The sequence below is a fragment of the Vibrio sp. 16 genome, from assembly GCF_963681195.1.
Taxonomy (GTDB): Bacteria; Pseudomonadota; Gammaproteobacteria; order Enterobacterales; family Vibrionaceae; genus Vibrio; species Vibrio sinaloensis_D.
Map to the genome: position 1 here is coordinate 987,007 of NZ_OY808997.1, position 18,401 is coordinate 1,005,407.

The 18,401-nt window shown below is 46.5% G+C and carries 18 protein-coding genes; 9 read left to right on the plus strand and 9 right to left on the minus strand.

Going from position 1 to position 18,401, the window contains the following annotated elements; genetic code table 11:
* Positions 1-146: 146 nt before the first annotated feature.
* Positions 147-692: a DUF3306 domain-containing protein gene (locus tag U9J37_RS04345; protein WP_005475829.1), complete on the minus strand. Its 546-nt coding sequence runs from the start codon at positions 690-692 to the stop codon at positions 147-149.
* A complete protein-coding gene (locus tag U9J37_RS04350) occupies positions 682-1,146 on the minus strand; it encodes a DUF3305 domain-containing protein (protein ID WP_005475824.1) in 465 nt (154 codons plus the stop codon). Before U9J37_RS04350 ends, U9J37_RS04345 begins: the two co-directional genes overlap by 11 nt.
* A gap of 193 nt (positions 1,147-1,339) precedes the next feature.
* Between U9J37_RS04350 and fdhD the strand changes: the two genes are divergently transcribed.
* Together fdhD and U9J37_RS04360 are read left to right on the plus strand one after the other, a co-directional pair.
* The gene (fdhD, locus tag U9J37_RS04355; protein ID WP_005475816.1) at positions 1,340-2,164 is read left to right on the plus strand and encodes a formate dehydrogenase accessory sulfurtransferase FdhD; all 825 of its coding nucleotides are present in this window, start codon (positions 1,340-1,342) and stop codon (positions 2,162-2,164) included.
* Positions 2,165-2,291: 127 nt separating this feature from the next.
* Positions 2,292-4,181, plus strand: a complete 1,890-nt coding sequence (locus U9J37_RS04360) for a methyl-accepting chemotaxis protein (RefSeq protein ID WP_005475805.1) — start codon at positions 2,292-2,294, stop codon at positions 4,179-4,181.
* A 78-nt stretch (positions 4,182-4,259) separates the two neighbouring features.
* Here the strand turns inward: U9J37_RS04360 and U9J37_RS04365 are convergent, their stop codons facing one another.
* The 3 genes from U9J37_RS04365 to U9J37_RS04375 form a co-directional block, all read right to left on the minus strand.
* Positions 4,260-5,852 carry an ABC-F family ATPase gene (locus U9J37_RS04365; RefSeq protein ID WP_005475831.1) on the minus strand — a complete coding sequence of 531 codons (1,593 nt, stop codon included), beginning with the start codon at positions 5,850-5,852 and terminating at the stop codon, positions 4,260-4,262.
* A gap of 171 nt (positions 5,853-6,023) precedes the next feature.
* On the minus strand, positions 6,024-8,051 hold the full coding sequence (locus U9J37_RS04370; protein WP_005475832.1) for a sensor histidine kinase: 2,028 nt from the start codon (positions 8,049-8,051) through the stop codon (positions 6,024-6,026).
* Positions 8,041-9,486, minus strand: a complete 1,446-nt coding sequence (locus tag U9J37_RS04375) for a sigma-54-dependent transcriptional regulator (RefSeq protein WP_038134599.1) — start codon at positions 9,484-9,486, stop codon at positions 8,041-8,043. Before U9J37_RS04375 ends, U9J37_RS04370 begins: the two co-directional genes overlap by 11 nt.
* Before the next feature lie 260 nt (positions 9,487-9,746).
* Here U9J37_RS04375 and U9J37_RS04380 point away from each other — a divergent pair, with 260 nt between their 5' ends.
* From U9J37_RS04380 to U9J37_RS04405, 6 genes are read left to right on the plus strand one after another with little or no spacing between them, the layout of a single operon-like run.
* The gene (locus U9J37_RS04380; protein WP_005475822.1) at positions 9,747-10,565 is read left to right on the plus strand and encodes an ABC transporter substrate-binding protein; all 819 of its coding nucleotides are present in this window, start codon (positions 9,747-9,749) and stop codon (positions 10,563-10,565) included.
* Positions 10,566-10,570: 5 nt separating this feature from the next.
* The gene (locus tag U9J37_RS04385) at positions 10,571-11,269 is read left to right on the plus strand and encodes an ABC transporter permease (RefSeq protein ID WP_005475827.1); all 699 of its coding nucleotides are present in this window, start codon (positions 10,571-10,573) and stop codon (positions 11,267-11,269) included.
* 9 nt (positions 11,270-11,278) lie between these two features.
* Complete coding sequence (locus U9J37_RS04390) at positions 11,279-11,995, plus strand: energy-coupling factor ABC transporter ATP-binding protein (RefSeq protein ID WP_005475784.1); 717 nt, start codon at positions 11,279-11,281, stop codon at positions 11,993-11,995.
* Positions 11,973-12,560, plus strand: a complete 588-nt coding sequence (gene mobA, locus U9J37_RS04395) for a molybdenum cofactor guanylyltransferase MobA (RefSeq protein ID WP_005475782.1) — start codon at positions 11,973-11,975, stop codon at positions 12,558-12,560. The genes U9J37_RS04390 and mobA overlap by 23 nt, the downstream gene beginning before the upstream one ends.
* On the plus strand, positions 12,557-14,335 hold the full coding sequence (locus U9J37_RS04400; protein ID WP_005475813.1) for a bifunctional molybdopterin-guanine dinucleotide biosynthesis adaptor protein MobB/molybdopterin molybdotransferase MoeA: 1,779 nt from the start codon (positions 12,557-12,559) through the stop codon (positions 14,333-14,335). Before mobA ends, U9J37_RS04400 begins: the two co-directional genes overlap by 4 nt.
* A 60-nt stretch (positions 14,336-14,395) precedes the next feature.
* Entirely contained in the window at positions 14,396-14,662 is a 267-nt protein-coding gene (locus U9J37_RS04405; RefSeq protein ID WP_005475809.1) for a DUF2960 family protein, read from the plus strand.
* Positions 14,663-14,701: 39 nt separating this feature from the next.
* Here U9J37_RS04405 and U9J37_RS04410 read toward each other — a convergent pair whose 3' ends face one another.
* The 4 genes from U9J37_RS04410 to U9J37_RS04425 all read right to left on the minus strand — a co-directional run bounded on the left by U9J37_RS04410 (position 14,702) and on the right by U9J37_RS04425 (position 17,531).
* Entirely contained in the window at positions 14,702-15,160 is a 459-nt protein-coding gene (locus U9J37_RS04410; protein WP_005475802.1) for a GNAT family N-acetyltransferase, read from the minus strand.
* 32 nt (positions 15,161-15,192) lie between these two features.
* Positions 15,193-15,666, minus strand: coding sequence for a GNAT family N-acetyltransferase (locus U9J37_RS04415; RefSeq protein WP_043887391.1), 474 nt, complete (start codon positions 15,664-15,666; stop codon positions 15,193-15,195).
* Between the two features lie 71 nt (positions 15,667-15,737).
* On the minus strand, positions 15,738-16,646 hold the full coding sequence (gene nagK / locus U9J37_RS04420) for an N-acetylglucosamine kinase (RefSeq protein ID WP_005475795.1): 909 nt from the start codon (positions 16,644-16,646) through the stop codon (positions 15,738-15,740).
* A gap of 144 nt (positions 16,647-16,790) precedes the next feature.
* Complete coding sequence (locus U9J37_RS04425) at positions 16,791-17,531, minus strand: tRNA-uridine aminocarboxypropyltransferase (protein WP_005475806.1); 741 nt, start codon at positions 17,529-17,531, stop codon at positions 16,791-16,793.
* An 81-nt stretch (positions 17,532-17,612) separates the two neighbouring features.
* Between U9J37_RS04425 and U9J37_RS04430 the strand changes: the two genes are divergently transcribed.
* Positions 17,613-18,401 (plus strand): sterol desaturase family protein, encoded by a 789-nt coding sequence (locus U9J37_RS04430; protein WP_005475786.1) that lies wholly within the window; start codon positions 17,613-17,615, stop codon positions 18,399-18,401.

The window sequence follows — 18,401 nt, forward strand, 5'->3', positions numbered from 1 at the left end:
CTGCTGAGTGATAGCAATTGCTGTACCAACTTTTTAATACAAATTTATCAATAACTTAGGGGGAAATGCAGTGAGATAACGAGAAATGAAAAGCGGGCGAGACAAAATGTCCCACCCGCTTTAGTTAGTGTTTAGTCAAAATGTACCTATTGTTTGTATGGTATATTTTGTCTCACCTGTTCACTGCCATCATCTAAGGTCGAGTCCTCGCCTTCTACGTTAATGGCGTATTGTGAGTCCGCAGCCAATTTGGCATCGGCTGGCTCAGTCGAGGGTTCATGCTCACTAGCGGAAGAGTGTGCCTCCATGTCTTTATCTTCGCTTTCATCATTGACCCAATCTCTCAATTTACTGGCGACTTCACTCGACAATGACTTAACCGATTGATAATCATGATCATAGTCATTGAGGCGGTCTACTTCACTAAACTCACCGGATAAAAACAACTTCCGAAGTGCAGCTTTCTTAACGCTACTCTCAACTTGTGACGCAAGCAGTGTTGCCACACTCTGATCATCACTTCCATCAGAAAGATTTTGAGCGTCATCCGTTGGAGTCTCATGCGGCTTTTCGACATGGTTTTCAGCCTCACTGACTCGCGCTGATTCGTTGGTTTCTACGCTTTCTTCTGCCTTATCGGAACCGACATCCAGTTTGCGTTGAGACCAACGACTTAGAAAATTAGTTGCCACTAGCGCGCCCTGCTCCCTTACGTTTCTTTCTTCTTTGCTCGAGCAGTTCACCATGTCGACCAATATAGGCTTCCATCCATGCTTGTACCGGAAGTGGCATCTCTTTAGAGAGGACGAGATAATCTCCATCCATATATTGCCCAGCAACGCTCTGAGAGGCGGTCAGCGCGACGATATTAGGCTCGTCGTTATTATCAACCGAATCAAGTACAAGAAAGAGTTTAGGTTGCTGGGAGCTAAGATTGAAACGATAGTCTGTTCTCTCGTCTCGATGAAGCTGAAGAAGCGCCACGTTTTGGCTAGCGTCATTAGGTGCGAGTTCAAAACCCGATAGCTGCCATTGCGTGGTTACCCAGATACCTGTAGAGATCTCATGAGAAATAAGCTCACATTGTATCGGCCATAACTCTTCTGTTTTTGTTAATGTGGCTTGAGTCGACGGTTGTTTTGACATTGTTTACCTACCCCGAGTTGTTGTTACTTTTGTCACAAGCAATATTTGTACCTACGCTGATTGAAAATGTAGTTCGATATCTTGTGGTAAGGTAATGGACAAGTTCAAAAACACGACACAGACAAACTTGGGAATGTTATTTGCAAGTAAGCTGTTTCAATAATAATAACCAACGTTATCAATAGGACCTCATGTGGTGAAAGCGAACATTATTAAAACCAGTGAAAATCCCCTACAAACCATCGAAGTAGAAGTGTTCGACGAGTATGGCGAAAAGCTTACCAAGCAAATTGCCTGTGAACGTCCTCTAACTGTGATGCTCAACTGGAAAGAAGTGGTCACGCTCATGACGTTGGGCTCTAGACCTGAATCGCTCGTCCTTGGCTATCTTAAGAACCAGAGCTTTATCTCTGATCCTGATGCGTTAGAGTCAGTGATTATTGATTGGGAAACGCACACAGCCGCGGTTGTAACCAAAGAAGATACAAAAGAAGTAGAAGGCGCACTTAAAAAGAAAACCGTCACCTCTGGCTGCGGTCAAGGGACCATGTATGGCAACGTCATGAAGCAACTTGAAAACTACCAAGTGCCGCAAATCAAAATCAAGCAATCCGATATCTACTCCGCGCTTGAGGTGTTAACCCATTACAACGACACCTACAAAAAAGCTGGTGCAGTCCATGGTTGTGCGGTATGCAAATCTGATGAAGTTCTGTCATTTGTCGAGGATGTTGGTCGTCACAATGCTGTTGATACACTCGCTGGGGAAATGTGGCTCAACCAAGAGATTGGTGACGACAAAATCTTCTACACCACAGGGCGACTCACCTCAGAAATGGTGATCAAAGTTGCCCAAATGGGTATCCCTATTCTGCTCTCCCGCTCGGGTGTTACGCAAATGGGACTCGACTTGGCGAAAAAATTTGGCATTACTACCATTGCACGGGCAAAAGGTTTGAGGTTTCAAGTCTTTACCGGAGCAGAAAAGATAGAATTTGACGTCAAAGGAAATCAATAACCTTTGACCTAGCTTGCAAACCACCCCCTTTAAGCTATTAGTTGTATAACCACTGAAACAAAAATGTCACAAAAATTTCATCATCAGTGGTTGTGCAACGTCATTGGTCTAATAAGGGGAGGTGTCCATGGTTGGTACACCGAAACGTCAGGGCTTTACGCTCTCGCTGTCGATCAGAACAAAACTGGTCTTAATTAATCTGACTCTACTTTTAGGTGTTGTCGTCTACGCCTACTACGAACAAAAAAGTTTGGCTGACCTCGCCTCACTGGAACGGGCAGCCAGTGACAACTTGAGTAGCTCTGTGGATTTGCTCATGCTTCGTCGACACGAGAAAGATTTTCTTGCTCGTAAAGACAGCAAATATGTCACTCGGTTTGATTCAACATTTGAACAACTATCTCGCCGTATCTCCGCTCTCCAAACGTCGCTAAACGAGCACCAACTCAACCTCAATCAACAAGGCGCACAAATCGTCTCCACGCTAAACCAGTATCAGCGTCAATTTCATCAATTGGCAGAGCAAGTCAATGAGCTTGATGCCCAAAATGGTCAGCAGAGTTTGTCTTTGCAAGTTGCAGGCGACCGAGAGCGCCTGAAAAAGACCGTGTCTACACATGAGGACTTTTTGCTTAAAGTCGCTTTGCTCGAGCTCATTGAGTCTGATTTGAGTTATCTCGCCGCTCCGTCCAGAGAAAGCATTGAAATGGTCAACCAAGCGATGGCGCGTTTTGCTCAGTTTTCACCGATGCCGTCGGATGTTTTTAATGCGTTTGAACAGTACAAAGAAAACTTATTAACCCATATCGACAAGACCGTGGTATTGGGTTTGAGCGCCAATGAAGGATTGCGAGGAGCGCTGAGAGATAACGTCCATACGACAGAGGATGCGATTGCAGGTCTCCAATCTGAAATCAACGCAGCGATTGTCACCAAAAGTGAGGCAATTAAAAGCCAACTTCATTCGATTGGCTTAGGGCTCGTTGTCTTGTTGTCCACACTCCTGTTTTTAATCGGCCGAAGCATTCTGAGCAGAATTAAAGCGATCAATTCACTCATGATGCAAATCGCGAGCGGTAACGGTGATTTAACCGTGAGAATGAATGCGAAAGGCAATGATGAACTGGCGAGTCTGGCCAATTCGTTTGACCTGTTTATTGCCAGCCTTCACGGCCACATCAAAGATCTGGCAGGCGTGATGAATGTTCTTAGCGAAAGTTCGTGTAGCTCCGAACATGCTGCGATTCAAAGCATGAAGAATGCGGAGCAGCAAAAACTGGAATCAGAATCGGTAGCCACAGCGGTTAATGAGCTGGTCATGACCACCAACGAGATTACCGCCAACATTGAATCAGCTGCTCAAAATGCTGAGCGTGTAAAAAGTGAAGCGCAAAACGCCCTCGATATGACTCATAATACTGGTGACCGAATTGATGAATTAGCAGAGAGCATTGAGCAGTCGCAAGCGCAAATCATGGCGCTTGAAGAACAAAGTAGAGAGATTCATCAGGTCGTCTCGACCATTCAAAGCATCGCAGAACAGACTAATTTACTTGCGCTAAACGCCGCGATTGAAGCTGCGCGTGCCGGTGAAAGTGGACGAGGCTTTGCTGTGGTCGCAGATGAAGTTCGCCAATTGTCGGTGATGACCAACGATTCGACCCACCAGATTGAATCAACCATCCAAGGATTAACCAATGGTATCTCGCAAACAGTGTCGAAAATGGCGTCCAGTGCTGAGCAAGCAAGAACCACCAACACCCATACTCATCAAGTGGTGACGGCGATTGAGAGTATCAGCACTCAAATCAGTGAAATGTTTGATATGAATACGCAAATCGCGACTGCCTCTGAAGAGCAGTCCGCTGTCTCTGCGGAAATCGATCGCAATATCACAGAGATTGCTCACCTTGCGGGCAACACCTATCAAATTGTCTCTAGTTCTGTGAAATGCAGTGAACAGGTATCAGGGGTTAGCCACAAGCTCGAAGGAATTGTCGCACAGTTCAAATATTAGAAAGCAGTCTATTTGAAAGTCAGTCGGATACAAAAAGAGCCTCAATCGTGAGGCTCTTTTAGCAATATTTTCAACGAATTATCCGTCAATACCACGCGCCTTTAGGAACTCTGCGTAAGTACCGCGGAAATCGTGAATCTGACCATCTTTGATCTCTAGAATACGGGTTGCCAGTGAGTCAACAAATACACGGTCATGAGAAACGAAGAACAGTGTGCCCTTGTATTGCTCAAGTGCGTTGTTCAGTGATTCGATAGATTCCATATCCATGTGGTTCGTCGGTTCGTCCATCAACAGCATGTTTGGCTTATGCATTTGCAGTTTACCTAGCAGCATACGACCTTGCTCACCACCCGATAGCACTTTTACAGATTTCTTAATGTCATCTTGCGAGAACAGCATACGTCCAAGGAAGCTACGCAGAACTTGCTCGTCGTCGCCCTCTTGACGCCATTGACCCATCCAATCCATCAAGTTCATGTCTTCTTCAAAGTCATGTGCATGGTCTTGAGCGTAGTAGCCAATGTTTGAGTTTTCTGACCACTTGTATTCACCTGTGCGTGGCTCGAGTACGCCCGCCAGTGTATTAAGCAACGTTGTTTTACCCACGCCGTTTTCACCGATGATGGCAACACGTTCGCCCACTTCAAAAATCGCATCAAAGTTGCTGAACAGATCGTCTTCAAAGCCTTGGCTTAGGTTCTCAACGATCAGAGCGTTACGGAACAGCTCTTTAGATTGCTCAAAACGAATGAACGGGTTCTGACGGCTTGATGCCTTAACTTCATCCAATTGAATCTTATCAATCTGTTTCGCACGAGACGTCGCTTGCTTTGCTTTTGATGCGTTTGCCGAGAAACGCGCTACGAAGGTTTGTAGTTCTGCAATTTGCGCTTTCTTCTTCGCGTTGTCAGACAGTAGACGTTCACGAGCTTGTGTTGCTGCCGTCATGTACTCATCGTAGTTACCGTGGTAAACACGCAGTTCACCGTAATCCAAATCGGCCATGTGTGTACACACAGAGTTTAGGAAGTGACGGTCGTGCGAGATGATGATCATTGTACAGTTACGCTGGTTAAGGGTTTCTTCTAGCCAGCGAATAGTGTCCATATCCAAGTTGTTGGTTGGTTCGTCAAGCAGCATGATGTGCGGGTCAGCGAAAAGAACCTGTGCAAGAAGAACACGAAGTTTCCAACCTGGCGCAACCTCGCTCATCAGACCGTAATGTTGCTCTTCTGGGATACCCACCGCTAGCAAAAGCTCGCCGGCTTTCGCGTCCGCCATGTAGCCATCCATCTCAGCGAACTGAACTTCAAGATCCGCAACCAGCATGCCTTCTTCTTCTGTCATTTCTGGCAGAGAGTAAATGCGGTCACGCTCTTTCTTCACTTCCCAAAGCTCTTTGTAGCCCATAATCACCGTATCGATGACAGTGAATTCTTCGTATGCGAACTGATCCTGATTCAGCTTGGCAACGCGCTCATTTGGGTCATAGCTTACGTTACCGCCTGTTGGCTCAAGCTCACCGCTTAGGATCTTCATAAAGGTTGATTTACCACAACCATTTGCACCAATAAGACCGTAGCGGTTACCTTCACCGAATTTTACCGAAATATTCTCAAACAGCGGCTTAGCACCAAATTGCTGCGTAATGTTATTAGTGGAAATCAATGTGTTTACCTTTAAATGATGAAAAACCGCGCCACACTACTGTTTACCGAGAATAACTTCAAGTGTTGTTTTAACTTTGTTTCCTGACAGGCAAAGTGTGATTTAGATTCACTTTCCCCAAAGCAAGATGTCAGATAGAAGAAGCGGAGCACTTTGGCTCCGCGTTAGATGTCATAGGTTGGTGATTTTAAAGTCGGTTTCCGCTCGTTGAGGGAGATAGATACTAAAGGTTGTCCCCTTGCCCCATTGTGACTCCACCTTAAGCTCCCCACCCGTTTGGCTAAGAATACTTTGGGAGACAGACAGCCCAAGCCCAGTACCTTCACGTTTGGTGGTATAGAAAGGTGAGAAAATGCGTTTCAGATTTTCAGGCTTAATTCCGCATCCTTGATCCGTTACGTGGATGATGGCGCCAACACAACGATCGCCTTCCAACCAATCCTCGGTGGTTATCGTCAGTTTGCCCTTTCCATCCATTGCATGGATGCCGTTCATCTGCAAATTGACCAAAATCTGCAACAGCTGGTGACGATTGACCTCGACAGAGCTTTTGGCATTGAGCTTAGTAACAAACTCGACATCGCGTTTCTTGGTGCCCGTTTTCACCAACGTAATGCTCTCATCGACAACGGGATTGACATGCTGCCAAGTGATCTCGTCTTGCACGCCACCTTGACGGCTGTATTGAAGCAAACTGCGTGTGATATTACGAATGCGGTCAATTTGCGCGTGGATTGCGTCTATCTCTTCTTTTACTCTCTCGGCATCATCACCAAGTTCAAATTGAATCAACTCCACGTTGCCCAGTATTACCGCGCTTGGGTTATTGATCTCATGCGCGATCCCAGCAGTTAGCTCACCAAGTGCGGCAAGTTTTTCGTTCACAACCAACTTATCGCGAGTTTGATTCAAGAGTTGAATATGAAGCTCAAGATCTTCGGTTTTTTCCATCAAGCTGGCGGTACGTTCTTCTACCTTGGCTTCAAGTTCAATGGCCGCAGCTTTCAACTCGTTTTTCCGCTGTTTGAGCAAATCAAGCATGTTGTCAAATTGGCGAGCAAGTTGGGCGAGTTCATGGTTTTCGTCTAAACCCAAGGTGCCAATTCGGGTCTCTTTACCCATCTGAATCATTTTGACTACGCGATGAATATGCTCAATCGGGTTAAACAAATCTCGTGAACCACGATAAACAATCAGACCAGATACCAACAGCAACAGCAGTGTCGTTACCGAGATTTCAGCGATGTTGGTCATGTACGCTTTGACAAACGGCCACAGCAAATAACCGGTGTAGAGCATTCCGATAACATTGTCATATTGGTCGCGTATCGGTTGGTATGCGGTGATGTACCAAGCGTCATACACAAATGCACGGTTGACCCACTCTCTCCCTTCGTGCAATACGGCGCGATTGACCTCTGAAGAAACGCGCGTACCAATGGCGCGTCCGACTCGATCGTTGCTATCAAGGGGCACATTGGTACTGACACGGAGATCATCAAGAAAGACGGTTAACGTCCCCACAGGTCTCAAGCTGTCATGTTTAGACGGATAGATAAGATCGCGGATTTGATCGACCAACACCGTGCTGTTGTTGAGCAGTAATCCCCCATCTAAAAAACCAATGATATTGTTTTTTTGATCGTAGATAGGGACGACAGTGCGGCTCACCAGCCCGCGCCTTTCAAGTTTTTGGCTGTTTAAAATCGGGATTTGCGCCCGCGTAACGAGTTCTTTATCAAGCTCATCCAGCTCATGCTCGTCTAACACATCAAAAAAAGACTCTTTAAGCGTTAAATCTAGGAAGCGAAACTTGTCTTCTGGTCTCTCTACTCGGTGAAAACGGAGGAAGTCGAGATTGTAGCGATGCTTTTGCTCTGAAACCCAGCCGCTAAAGTCATCAAACTCGCTTTGATTGTTGATCGCGTAAACAAAATCGAATGATTCAGAAAACGCCTTAACGTGATTGGCTTGCTTCTCTTGAATTAACTCGATGCTGTTATCGGCAACGCCCAAACGTTCAGAAACATCAAGCAGCGCGCTTTGCCATGTGTAATGAATCGACCAATAGATGGTGATCCCTATTAAGGCAACCAAGGTCAAAAATATCGGTGCAGACGTCAGAATCATCAGACGATAGCGCACCATGGTTTTGAAGCGATAGCGCCACTTTGTCCACAAGTTGCCGTTATTCGGCATAATTAGACTCCTCCGCATCCCACTCTTTGTATTTGCGCTCTAGTGTCTTGCGCGCTACGCCGAGTTCTCTTGCAGCGGCCGATTTGTTGCCGTCATGCAGGTCAACTAATTGCTGGATATGTGCTTTCTCCACTTCTTTCAGTGTCCAACTGCTCGGATAACCTTGAACATCATTGGCTTGAGGTAGGTCAATCATTTCGCAGCCACTAGATACCGTCACAGAGACATTTTGCTGCGGTGGTACGCCATTCACTTCACGCCAGTAATGAGCAGGAGGCTTACCAAGCAAGATACATCGTTCAATCAAGTTCTTTAGCTCACGGATGTTACCAGGCCAGTCATAGTCATTCATGGCGATAATGTCTTCATGAGCCCACTTAGGATCCGTCACACCTAACTCGGCAGACAGCATACGAGTGAAGAATGGTACCAACTCGATTAAGTCCGCTTTTCGGTCTCTCAGTGGAGCAACGTCAATTTTCAATACGTTGAGTCGGTAGAATAAGTCGCGGCGAAAGTTCCCTTTGTCGACTTCTTCTTGTAGGTTTCGGTTCGTCGCAGCAACGACGCGAACATCAATAGTGATCTCTTTCTCGCTACCTACCGGACGAATAGTGCGTTGCTCTAATACGCGTAACAATGCCGACTGCATAGAGAGTGGCATTTCCCCGATCTCGTCCAAAAATAGTGTGCCACCGCTGGCAACGCGGAACATGCCTTCACGGTTTTTCTTTGCTCCCGTAAACGCGCCGGAGGTATGGCCGAACAGTTCACTTTCGAGAAGCTCAGGGGCGATTGCCCCACAGTTGATGGGCACAAAGGGGCCTTTACGTTGGCTTGCTTCATGCACACCTCGCGCCACCAGCTCTTTGCCCGTTCCTGACTCTCCTTCGATTAGTACAGAAGCTCGAGACGGAGCAAATTGACTGATCAATTGTTTAAGTTGTTTGGTGCGCTCTGACCCACCAACGATTTCCGTTTTAATATGGCGCTTAAAGTCGTGGCTTAGCGCGTACTGGTGTCGCTCAGCCAAGCGTTTATCCATACAGCGCTGAACGGCTTGCAGCATTTGTTCCAGGTTAAACGGCTTCAAAATAAAGTCTGAAGCCCCCAATTTAAGCGCTGAAATCGCGGTTTCTAGATCGGCGTAGCCTGTCATAAAAATAACGTCAGCCTTGCGATCTTCATCCGTGAACGCCTCTTTCCATTCTATCCCCGAGCGCCCCGGCAAATTGATGTCCAATATGATCAAATCATAATGATTGGCGACCCGCATTGTCTCAGCTTGTTCAATAGAGCCAGCGGTATCGACACGAGAAAACCATTTGCTGAGCGCCTTATTCAATATGGCCTGCATACCGGTTTCATCATCCACCACTAATACGGAAAAGGCCTGATATTGGGAAGTTTTATTGGGATCAAACGTTGGGGACATAATGACTCGTTCAATTAAATAGAGGTTGGGACAGAGTGTACCAAGGTTTAGGCCAAGGGAATAAACTAATCTGCGACATTTTGTCTCACATCAAATTTTACATTGATAAATCATTGATATTTCGTGATTTATATCATCCCAATTATTGGCATTAAGATTGCTTTAAATGCGTGTCTATCGATAAAGTAGAGACCGCTACGTTATCTCAACTTAGAAGATTATTTTGGCAAGTCAATACCATCACATGGAATGATAATATAATGAAAACAATGACTTTAACTCTTGCAACAGCGTCCTTGGCCCTCGTTAGCTATTCAGCGTCATCGGCAGATGAACAGCCTCACGTCCGTTTAGCGACTACCACAAGCACCTACCACTCAGGCTTACTCGACTACCTACTTCCTGAATTCGAAAAAGATACAGGCTACAAAGTTGATGTGATTGCCGCGGGCACCGGTAAATCCCTAAAAATGGGCGAGAACGGCGATGTGGATTTGGTGATGACTCACGCACCAAAAGCAGAAGCGAATTTTGTTAAAAAAGGTTACGGTGTCCTACCACGTAAACTGATGTATAACGACTTCGTTATCGTTGGCCCAGAAAAAGATCCTGCGAAGATCGCGGAATCTGCAGACGTTGCTCAAGCATTCAAAAAGATCGCCAACATGAATATGACGTTTGTCTCACGCGGCGACGATTCTGGTACTCACAAAAAAGAGAAAGGCATTTGGCAGCAAAGTAAGATTGAACCAAACTTTGGCGGCTACCGCAGCGTGGGCCAAGGCATGGGGCCAACACTCAACATGGCCAATGAAATGCAAGGCTACACCATGACTGACCGCGGTACTTGGCTTGCGTACAACAATAAGCTCGATCTTAAAATTCTGTTCCAAGGTGACAAAAACCTATTTAACCCTTACCAAGTGATTTTGGTAAACCCTGAGCGCTACCCAACCATCAACTACCAAGGCGCGAAAGTATTCAGTGACTGGCTTGTAAATCCTAAAGGCCAGCAATTGATCAACGAGTTCAAGTTGAGCGGTAAGCAGTTGTTTGTCGCGAACGCGAACGAGAAATAACCTCTATGAGCCTTTGGCAAACTACCCTTGATGCCCTTGCCTTGTTGGTGAGTTTGGATCGAGAACTATGGGAGATCGTTGCGGTCTCCTTTAGTGTTTCTCTGACCGCGATTTCTTTGGTGCTTTTACCTGCTATCCTGTTCTCCTTTATTCTGGCGTATACAGAGTTTCGCGGGAAATGGTTGTTCTTATCGCTGGTTAACACGTTGCAAGCCATACCGACCGTGGTGATTGGTCTGCTGCTTTATATCCTATTCTCCCGCTCAGGCCCTATGGGAGATTGGCAAATGCTCTTCACTCAAAAGGCGATGATCGTTGGTCAAATGCTGATTGGCTTTCCGGTTTTAGTCTCAATGATGCACGGCGCACTGCAATCGAGTGATCGCCGCGCCATTGAAACTGCGATTACCCTCGGCGCTTCACCAACCCGCATCGCCGCCACCATGATTTGGGAAACTAGATTTCCATTGATGGCGGCAACCATTGCAGCTTTTTCGAGAATTGTGACCGAAGTGGGCTGCTCAACCATGGTCGGAGGCAATATCATGGGACTCACCCGTAACATTCCGACCGCCATCGCGATGGAAAGCCATAAAGGCGCATTTGCTCAAGGTGTTGCGCTAGGTATGGTGTTACTGGCACTGGCGCTCGCGTTAAACTTCGCTCTTACCTCGATGCGTGGTAAAGGGTATCTAAGAACATAAGGACGCTGTATGACAATAAAAATCAATGCGCAGCAACTGTCCATGCGATACAAAGAGCGTGTGCTTTTTCATATCCCTCACCTTTCTATCGGCCCCAATGACGCGATCTACTTAAAAGGTGACAATGGCGTAGGCAAGACCACCCTACTAAAGATTTTGTCTGGTTTGATCAAGCCAACCACAGGCTCGGTCAATGCACCCAATGATCATTGGATTCACCGATTGTTTAGTCGCACCGGTCGTAAAGATGTTATCTATCTCCATCAATCTCCCTACCTTTTTGATGGCACTGTTTACCAAAACGTCGCTTACGGCATTCGATTTCACAAAGAGTCGCAGAAAGATAAGCGAGCTCAAGTCATCACTGCATTAAGAATGGTAGGCTTGGAAACACTCGCTGATGAACACATCTCGGTGTTGTCTGGCGGTGAAAAACAGCGTGTGGCAATGGCGCGAGCTTGGATCCTCAAACCCTCAATCCTTTTAATGGATGAGCCCAGTGCGTCATTAGATCAAGAGTCGATCGAACGCTTGGTTGTGATGGCGAAAGATTTACTTCAACGAGGTTCAAGTATCGTGATCACCAGCCACCAAAAGAACGCATTAACGGATTTATGTCGCAAGCAATGGTGGATAAAAGACACAACTTTGATAGAGTCTCCGCTGTTACAAGTGATTACTGATGCAAAACAAGAGAACAGCTATGCTTCTTCCAACGCAAACTAGTTGGGTTATTTTGGCTGGTGGTCAAGCCAGCCGTATGGGCGGAAAAGACAAAGGTTTAATAGAGTTAAACCATAAACCGCTGATACAACATGTTATTGAGCGACTCTCTCCTCAAACTCCAAATATATTGATCAACGCCAATCGTAACCATGATGCTTACGCTCAGTTTGGACAGGTGTTTAGTGACCGATTTGCCCACTTTCCTGGCCCAATGGGTGGGATTCACGCTGGGTTGGTTCACGCAACAACCGACTGGGTTGGATTTGTGCCTTGTGACAGCCCTCAAATCAACCACGATTTGGTCGAACGATTCTGCCGAGCGGCGAACAAAGATACCGACATCCTGGTCGCCCATGATGGTGAGTTTAAGCAACCTGTCTTCACGCTCTATCACAAACGTGTGCTTCCTAAGCTCACCGCATTTCTAGAACGCGGCGACAGAAAAATCATCTTGCTTTACAAAGAATGTAAAACCGCTTACGTCGATTTTAGTGATTCTCCCGATTGCTTCGTTAACTTAAACACACCGGAAGAACTGGCTCAATTTGGAACACTATCCGCATGATTAAATCTCTCCCAATTCCGATTCTTGGCTTTGCTGCCTACTCTGGCACGGGCAAGACAACGTTACTTGAAGCACTACTGCCTAAATTGACTGATGCAGGTTTACGCATCGGTATGTTGAAGCATGCGCACCACAACTTTGACGTCGATAAGGAAGGCAAAGACAGCTACCGCTTACGAAAAGCTGGTGCATCGCAAATGTTGATTTCCTCCCGAAACCGTTTCGCTCTCATGACCGAAACACCGGAGTCAGAGTCAGAGTTTGATTACCTTCTCAGCCGATTTGATACCGAAAAACTCGACATCATCCTTGTCGAGGGGTGCAAGAACATCGCCTTCCCTAAGATAGAGCTTCATCGTGAAGAAGTGGGAAAACCTTGGCTTTACCCGAACGATAACAACATTATCGCCATTGCTGCCGATGAAGTGGTACCAGATACATCACTGCCACAAATGTCGATCAACAACCTTGAAGCGATTGCCAAATTTGTCGTCGATTATGCTCGTGCTTCAAAGCAGCCTTCGTCAGCGAAAACCGAATCCGCATGTTGTGACACTCTATCTCCTGCGTTTCTTTCGGTAACACAAGGGCAAGAGAAGATCCTGTCACTGGTCGATGCCGTTACCGAGACTCAAACTTGCCCTGTTGAACAAAGTTACGGCCGAGTATTGGCAAACGATGTTCAATCACCGGTCAGCGTACCTCAATACACTAACTCTGCGATGGATGGTTATGCGATTCGCGGAGACGACTTAGACCGAGACCAATATCACGTGGTGGCGGAAGTCCTTGCAGGTCACGCTTATCCTCATGCTTTGGAAAAAGGCCAAGCGGTAAAAATCATGACGGGCGCACCAACGCCTGAGTTCTCGGACACGGTAGTGATGCGTGAGCAAGCGACCGAAATCGGTGACAATGTCACATTCAATGGTGCATCCATTAAGCGTGGGCAGAATGTTCGTCAAGCAGGCGAAGATTTACCACTTGGCGCCAATGTGTTTAATCAAGGCCAGCGCATCGCGTCAGCAGAGATGGGCATGATCGCCTCTCTCGGATTCGGTGAGTGCTCGGTCTTTCGTAAACTGAAAGTCGCCGTTTTCTCAACGGGTGATGAAGTGCAAGCGCCGGGAAGCAAGCAGCAAGAAAACACCATCTATGACTCAAACCGCTTCACGATTATGGGTCTATTAGAGAACTTGGGCTGTTACATCATTGACTTTGGTATATTGGAAGACAATGAAGCGTTAATGATCGAGGCATTGGAAAAGGCAGCCGAGCAGGCAGACGTCGTGATTACTTCAGGCGGCGTCTCTGTTGGTGATGCAGATTACATCAAGCTAGCGCTCGATAAGCTTGGACAAATTGACTTTTGGCGAATCAACATGCGACCAGGACGCCCTCTCGCTTTTGGCCACATCAACCAAAAACCATTCTTTGGTCTGCCAGGAAACCCTGTTGCCGTAATGGTCTCATTCATCAACTTTGTTGAACCCGCACTTCGCAAAATGCAAGGCGAACACAATTGGACGCCGCTCAAGGTGAATGCGATGGCTTCTGAAAACCTTCGCTCTCGTCAAGGTCGCACAGAGTTTAGCCGAGGTATTTACCAACTTGACCACTCAGGCCAACTAACCGTAAGAACCACTGGCAAGCAAGGCTCAGGAATACTGCGTTCTATGAGTGAAGCCAACTGCTTGATTGAGATTTCTCCCTCTGTCGATACAGTGAAAGTCGGTGAAAGCGTGACAATCATCCCGCTTCAAGGCAGAATCTAGCCCCATGAACTTAAGGCCGCTTTGTCGGCCTTAAACTTTTTGACTATTTGAGAGATCTTTATGGCTCGTACCATCCTTTACACCTACAAAGGTGAAGACAAGACCCTGACCTTTTCTTATGAAAAGCACCGCAACATTCATGAAGCCGTCGCTGAAGCAGAAGGGATCGATATTTCTCAGTACCTAAAAATGGAGCAGCAAATCGAGGCGGTTTCCGATACAAAAGCAGTACGAAACTACCGCGACAATCACTTCAGAAAACTCGGTTTTGAAAAGCTAACGCTGCAACAAAAAGAAAACCTTGGGGTCGGCAAGAAAACCAAGTAAGCGTTACCCTGTTTGAAAGCAGAGCCGTGAGCTCTGCTTTTATAACGATTTTTCCATACGATAATTGATTAAGACCTGCCCCTCTTTTTCGTTGTGTTGTTCTTTCACCGCGACAAATCCAAAGCGCTCATAAAAGGGCCTCGCCGTGATACTTACGTTTGAATAGAGCTGACGAATCCCCTTTTCTTTCGCCGTCTGATGAATCTTCTCCATTAATTCCGTGCCAACACCCACACCTTGATATTCGTAATGGCAAAAAAAGTGGTCGATCAGTCCATCGGTTTGAAGGTCGGAGTAACCAAGGATCACGCCATCTCTGACACAAACAAAAGGTGACAGCGAGTTCATCTTCTCAGCCCATAATTGCTGAGAGAGATCTTCTTTTGCCCAGACGCGGACTTGATCGTCAGTGTAATCTCGAATGTTCACTTTTCGAATCGTATTGAAGTAGATTTGCCAAAGCTCGTAGGCATCATCGGGGTGGTAGTTTCGTATCATTTCTCGTTGATCCTTCTACTGTTTCGTTGGAGTTAAAGGGGTTTGCTCATATAGATCAGTTCCCAAGATTCCCCTTCAAACTCACGGACTCCCTGTTCCCGTTTCACTTCACGAAACCCTAGCGTCTGATAGCAATTGATAGCTTTTGTGTTGCTAACAAACACGCACAAATCTAATTGGAGATAACTTCGCCCTTTGGCTATTTCAAACAGATCCTGCATCATTTTCTGCGCAGTTCCTTTTCCCCGATAGGGCTCAGCCACAAACACTCGACTTACGCGGGCGCATACTGAGCTTTGTTCAACAAGCTCAATGTAGCCCGCAGGCACAGCCTGGTCATTAAGCAGAAACGCACTCACTTCAGGTTTGGCGGTATGAGTCAGGATCGCATCTCGAGTGAGGGGATATTCAAAAGCGGGGCCACCCCACAAATAGTTGAGTTTGGCAGAATCAATCCAATCAATAAGATATCGGACGTGGGAGGGTGAAAACGGTTCTAGCGTCATTGCGGTTTCCTTACTGCAATAAAAAAGAGCTTGCCAACGCAAGCTCTCAAATTTAGTCATTTAAATCAAGACTATTTGATGTTTAGGAACGCCGCTCCGCGTACACCGCCTGAATCGCCGTGCTTCGCTTTAACGATCTTAGGGCACTTAGCGACAGAGAGTAGATATTTAGGAATACGCTTAGGCATTTCTTCGTAAATCAGTTCGAAGTTGGATAGCCCGCCACCCAAAGCAACAACATGAGGATCATTCCCTGTGAAGATATTTGCAAAACAGATAGCCAATAGCTCCATGAAGCGTTCTACGTGCTCTACGGCTTTTTCTTCGCCTTCCGCATGCGCTTTAATGATCTCAACAGCCTTCTTCTTCTCACCAAAGTAATGCTCGTAGATCAACTCAAAGCCGCGTCCAGAAAGATAGCTGTCCAGACAGCCTTTTTTGCCACAACCACAACCAAGCAGCGGCGCGTTGTCGCCCAAATGGAACCATGCATCAATAGGTAAACGCATATGACCCAGTTCGCCGGCTACGTTATTGCGACCTGAGAACACCTTACCTTCATAGATCAAACCGCCACCAAAACCGGTGCCTAAGATAAGACCCATAACGGATGGTGCGTCTTGAAGCTCTTCATCCCAAGCTTCGGATAACGCAAAACAGTTTGCGTCGTTTTCAATTTTAACGGTGCGACCGATTTTCGCTTCAAGATCAGCGCGCAGTGGCTTGCCTTTCGCAGCTGGCACGTTGACGGTAAGTACTGTTGCGTCGTCCGCATCTTCCATACCCGGTAAACCCAAGCCAATTTTGCCTTCGCAGCCAAATTCTTGGTCATACTTTTCAACCAAACCTGCAATGGTGTCAATCAGTAGTGCATAATCATCCGTCGGCGTTGGTACACGCTCTGTCGCTACACGCTCTAGTTTGTCATTAAATGCACCAAATTCAATTTTAGTGCCACCAACGTCAAAGCCGTAATACATTGGCTCTCTCCCATAAATACCAAAATATAAAATCAAAAACTGATTTATTATCCATATAGCTAAGCCTACAATCCGTGACCTATGACCGATTTAATTGCCAGCTCGTATTAAATGCGCAGACTATCGCCAACTAGGCCTCAACTTTTAGACAGGTTTCTCGTTTTCCCGCTCCTGCATGTAATGTTTCAACGCAAGACGGCGTTCATCGGTCTTCATTCGAGTCTTACTTAACAGGTAGCTTTCTCTAAAGGCGTCAAACCACTCAGCTAGAACTTTAGATGCATGCACTTCGCCTAGCTGCTTGAGTACGATGGTTGCAACTTCTGCTGTTGCCAAATGTTGTTCGTTGTCTGAGCGACGCATCAAATACTGCGACAGTGACTCTGGCTGAATCGACAAAACGGGCAATGAGTTGAGATAAGGCGATTTACGGAAAATACGCCGCGCTTCACGCCAACTGCCATCTAGAAAGATCAATAGCGGTTTTTTCTCACCACAGTACTCTCGGGGGTTAATCTCAATTAACCGAGAGCGCTCCTCAACATACTCGTCTGGGAAAATGATGATTGGCTGATACGCTTCGTTTGCCAGCAGCGCCAACATCTCTGCATCTGGTTCTGTTCGACTCCATTGATACGCATAGCCCTCTTCCACCGTATCTAAGATCAGTCGCCCTGTATTGCTTGGTTTAAAAACTTCGTTTTCAGACAGCAACAGCATCACTGCCACATCGGACTTTATCTTGGGTTGATGTTTGCAAATACAGTATTGCTCTGACACCTGACAATATTGGCAGCGCTTAACCTTGCAGCCACGAGCATTGAACGGCTTGGTCGATTGCGCCAATCTGCGTTGATATAGATGGTGAAAAGCGTGGACTCTCATAGGTTTTTGGTAATAATGGCAAAGGGTGCAAAGTGTACCCGTCAGGCTTCAAGTTGCAAGATAAAGTGTGGAACTCATCCTATGCAAAACCCGGAAATGATTCGTTTGACTGTATTTCTCTCCGTACTAGCGGCCTGCGCTTTATGGGAGTGGTTGACGCCAAGAAAGGCACTGACTCAGAACAAACTCTACCGTTGGGCGAACAATCTTGGGCTAATCGCATTTAACTCGATTTGTCTTAGCTTATTTATGCCTATTTTGGCCTTTGAAGCCGCAACGCAAGCAGCGCAGCACCACTACGGTTTGTTCAACGCGCTGGAATTGCCTTGGTGCGTCGAACTTTTAGTGAGTGTAATCCTGCTCGATCTGGTGATATACCTTCAGCACTTGGTGTTTCACCGCGTTCCTTGGCTATGGCGCTTACACAGAATGCACCACGCCGATCAAGATATTGATGTCACCACTGGCACTCGGTTCCACCCTATCGAAATTTTGATGTCGATGTGGATTAAAGTCGCGTTTATCTTCATTCTGGGCGTTTCGCCAATCGCGATTGTGGTGTTTGAAATCGTGCTTAATGCCAGTGCGATGTTTAATCACAGTAATGCAAAGTTACCCCTCAATGTCGACCGATGGTTGCGCCGTGTGATTGTGACGCCAGATATGCATCGAGTGCACCATTCAGTCATTGTCAAAGAGACCCACTCTAATTTCGGCTTTTTCTTGTCTGTTTGGGATCAATGGTTTGGCACCTATCGCGCCCAGCCTGAGCTCGGTCATGACAAGGTTAAAATCGGTATTCCGCAATTTCAACGCCGTGAAGAGCAGCGGCTGGACAAGATGCTCACCCAGCCTTTTCGCCAACATTAA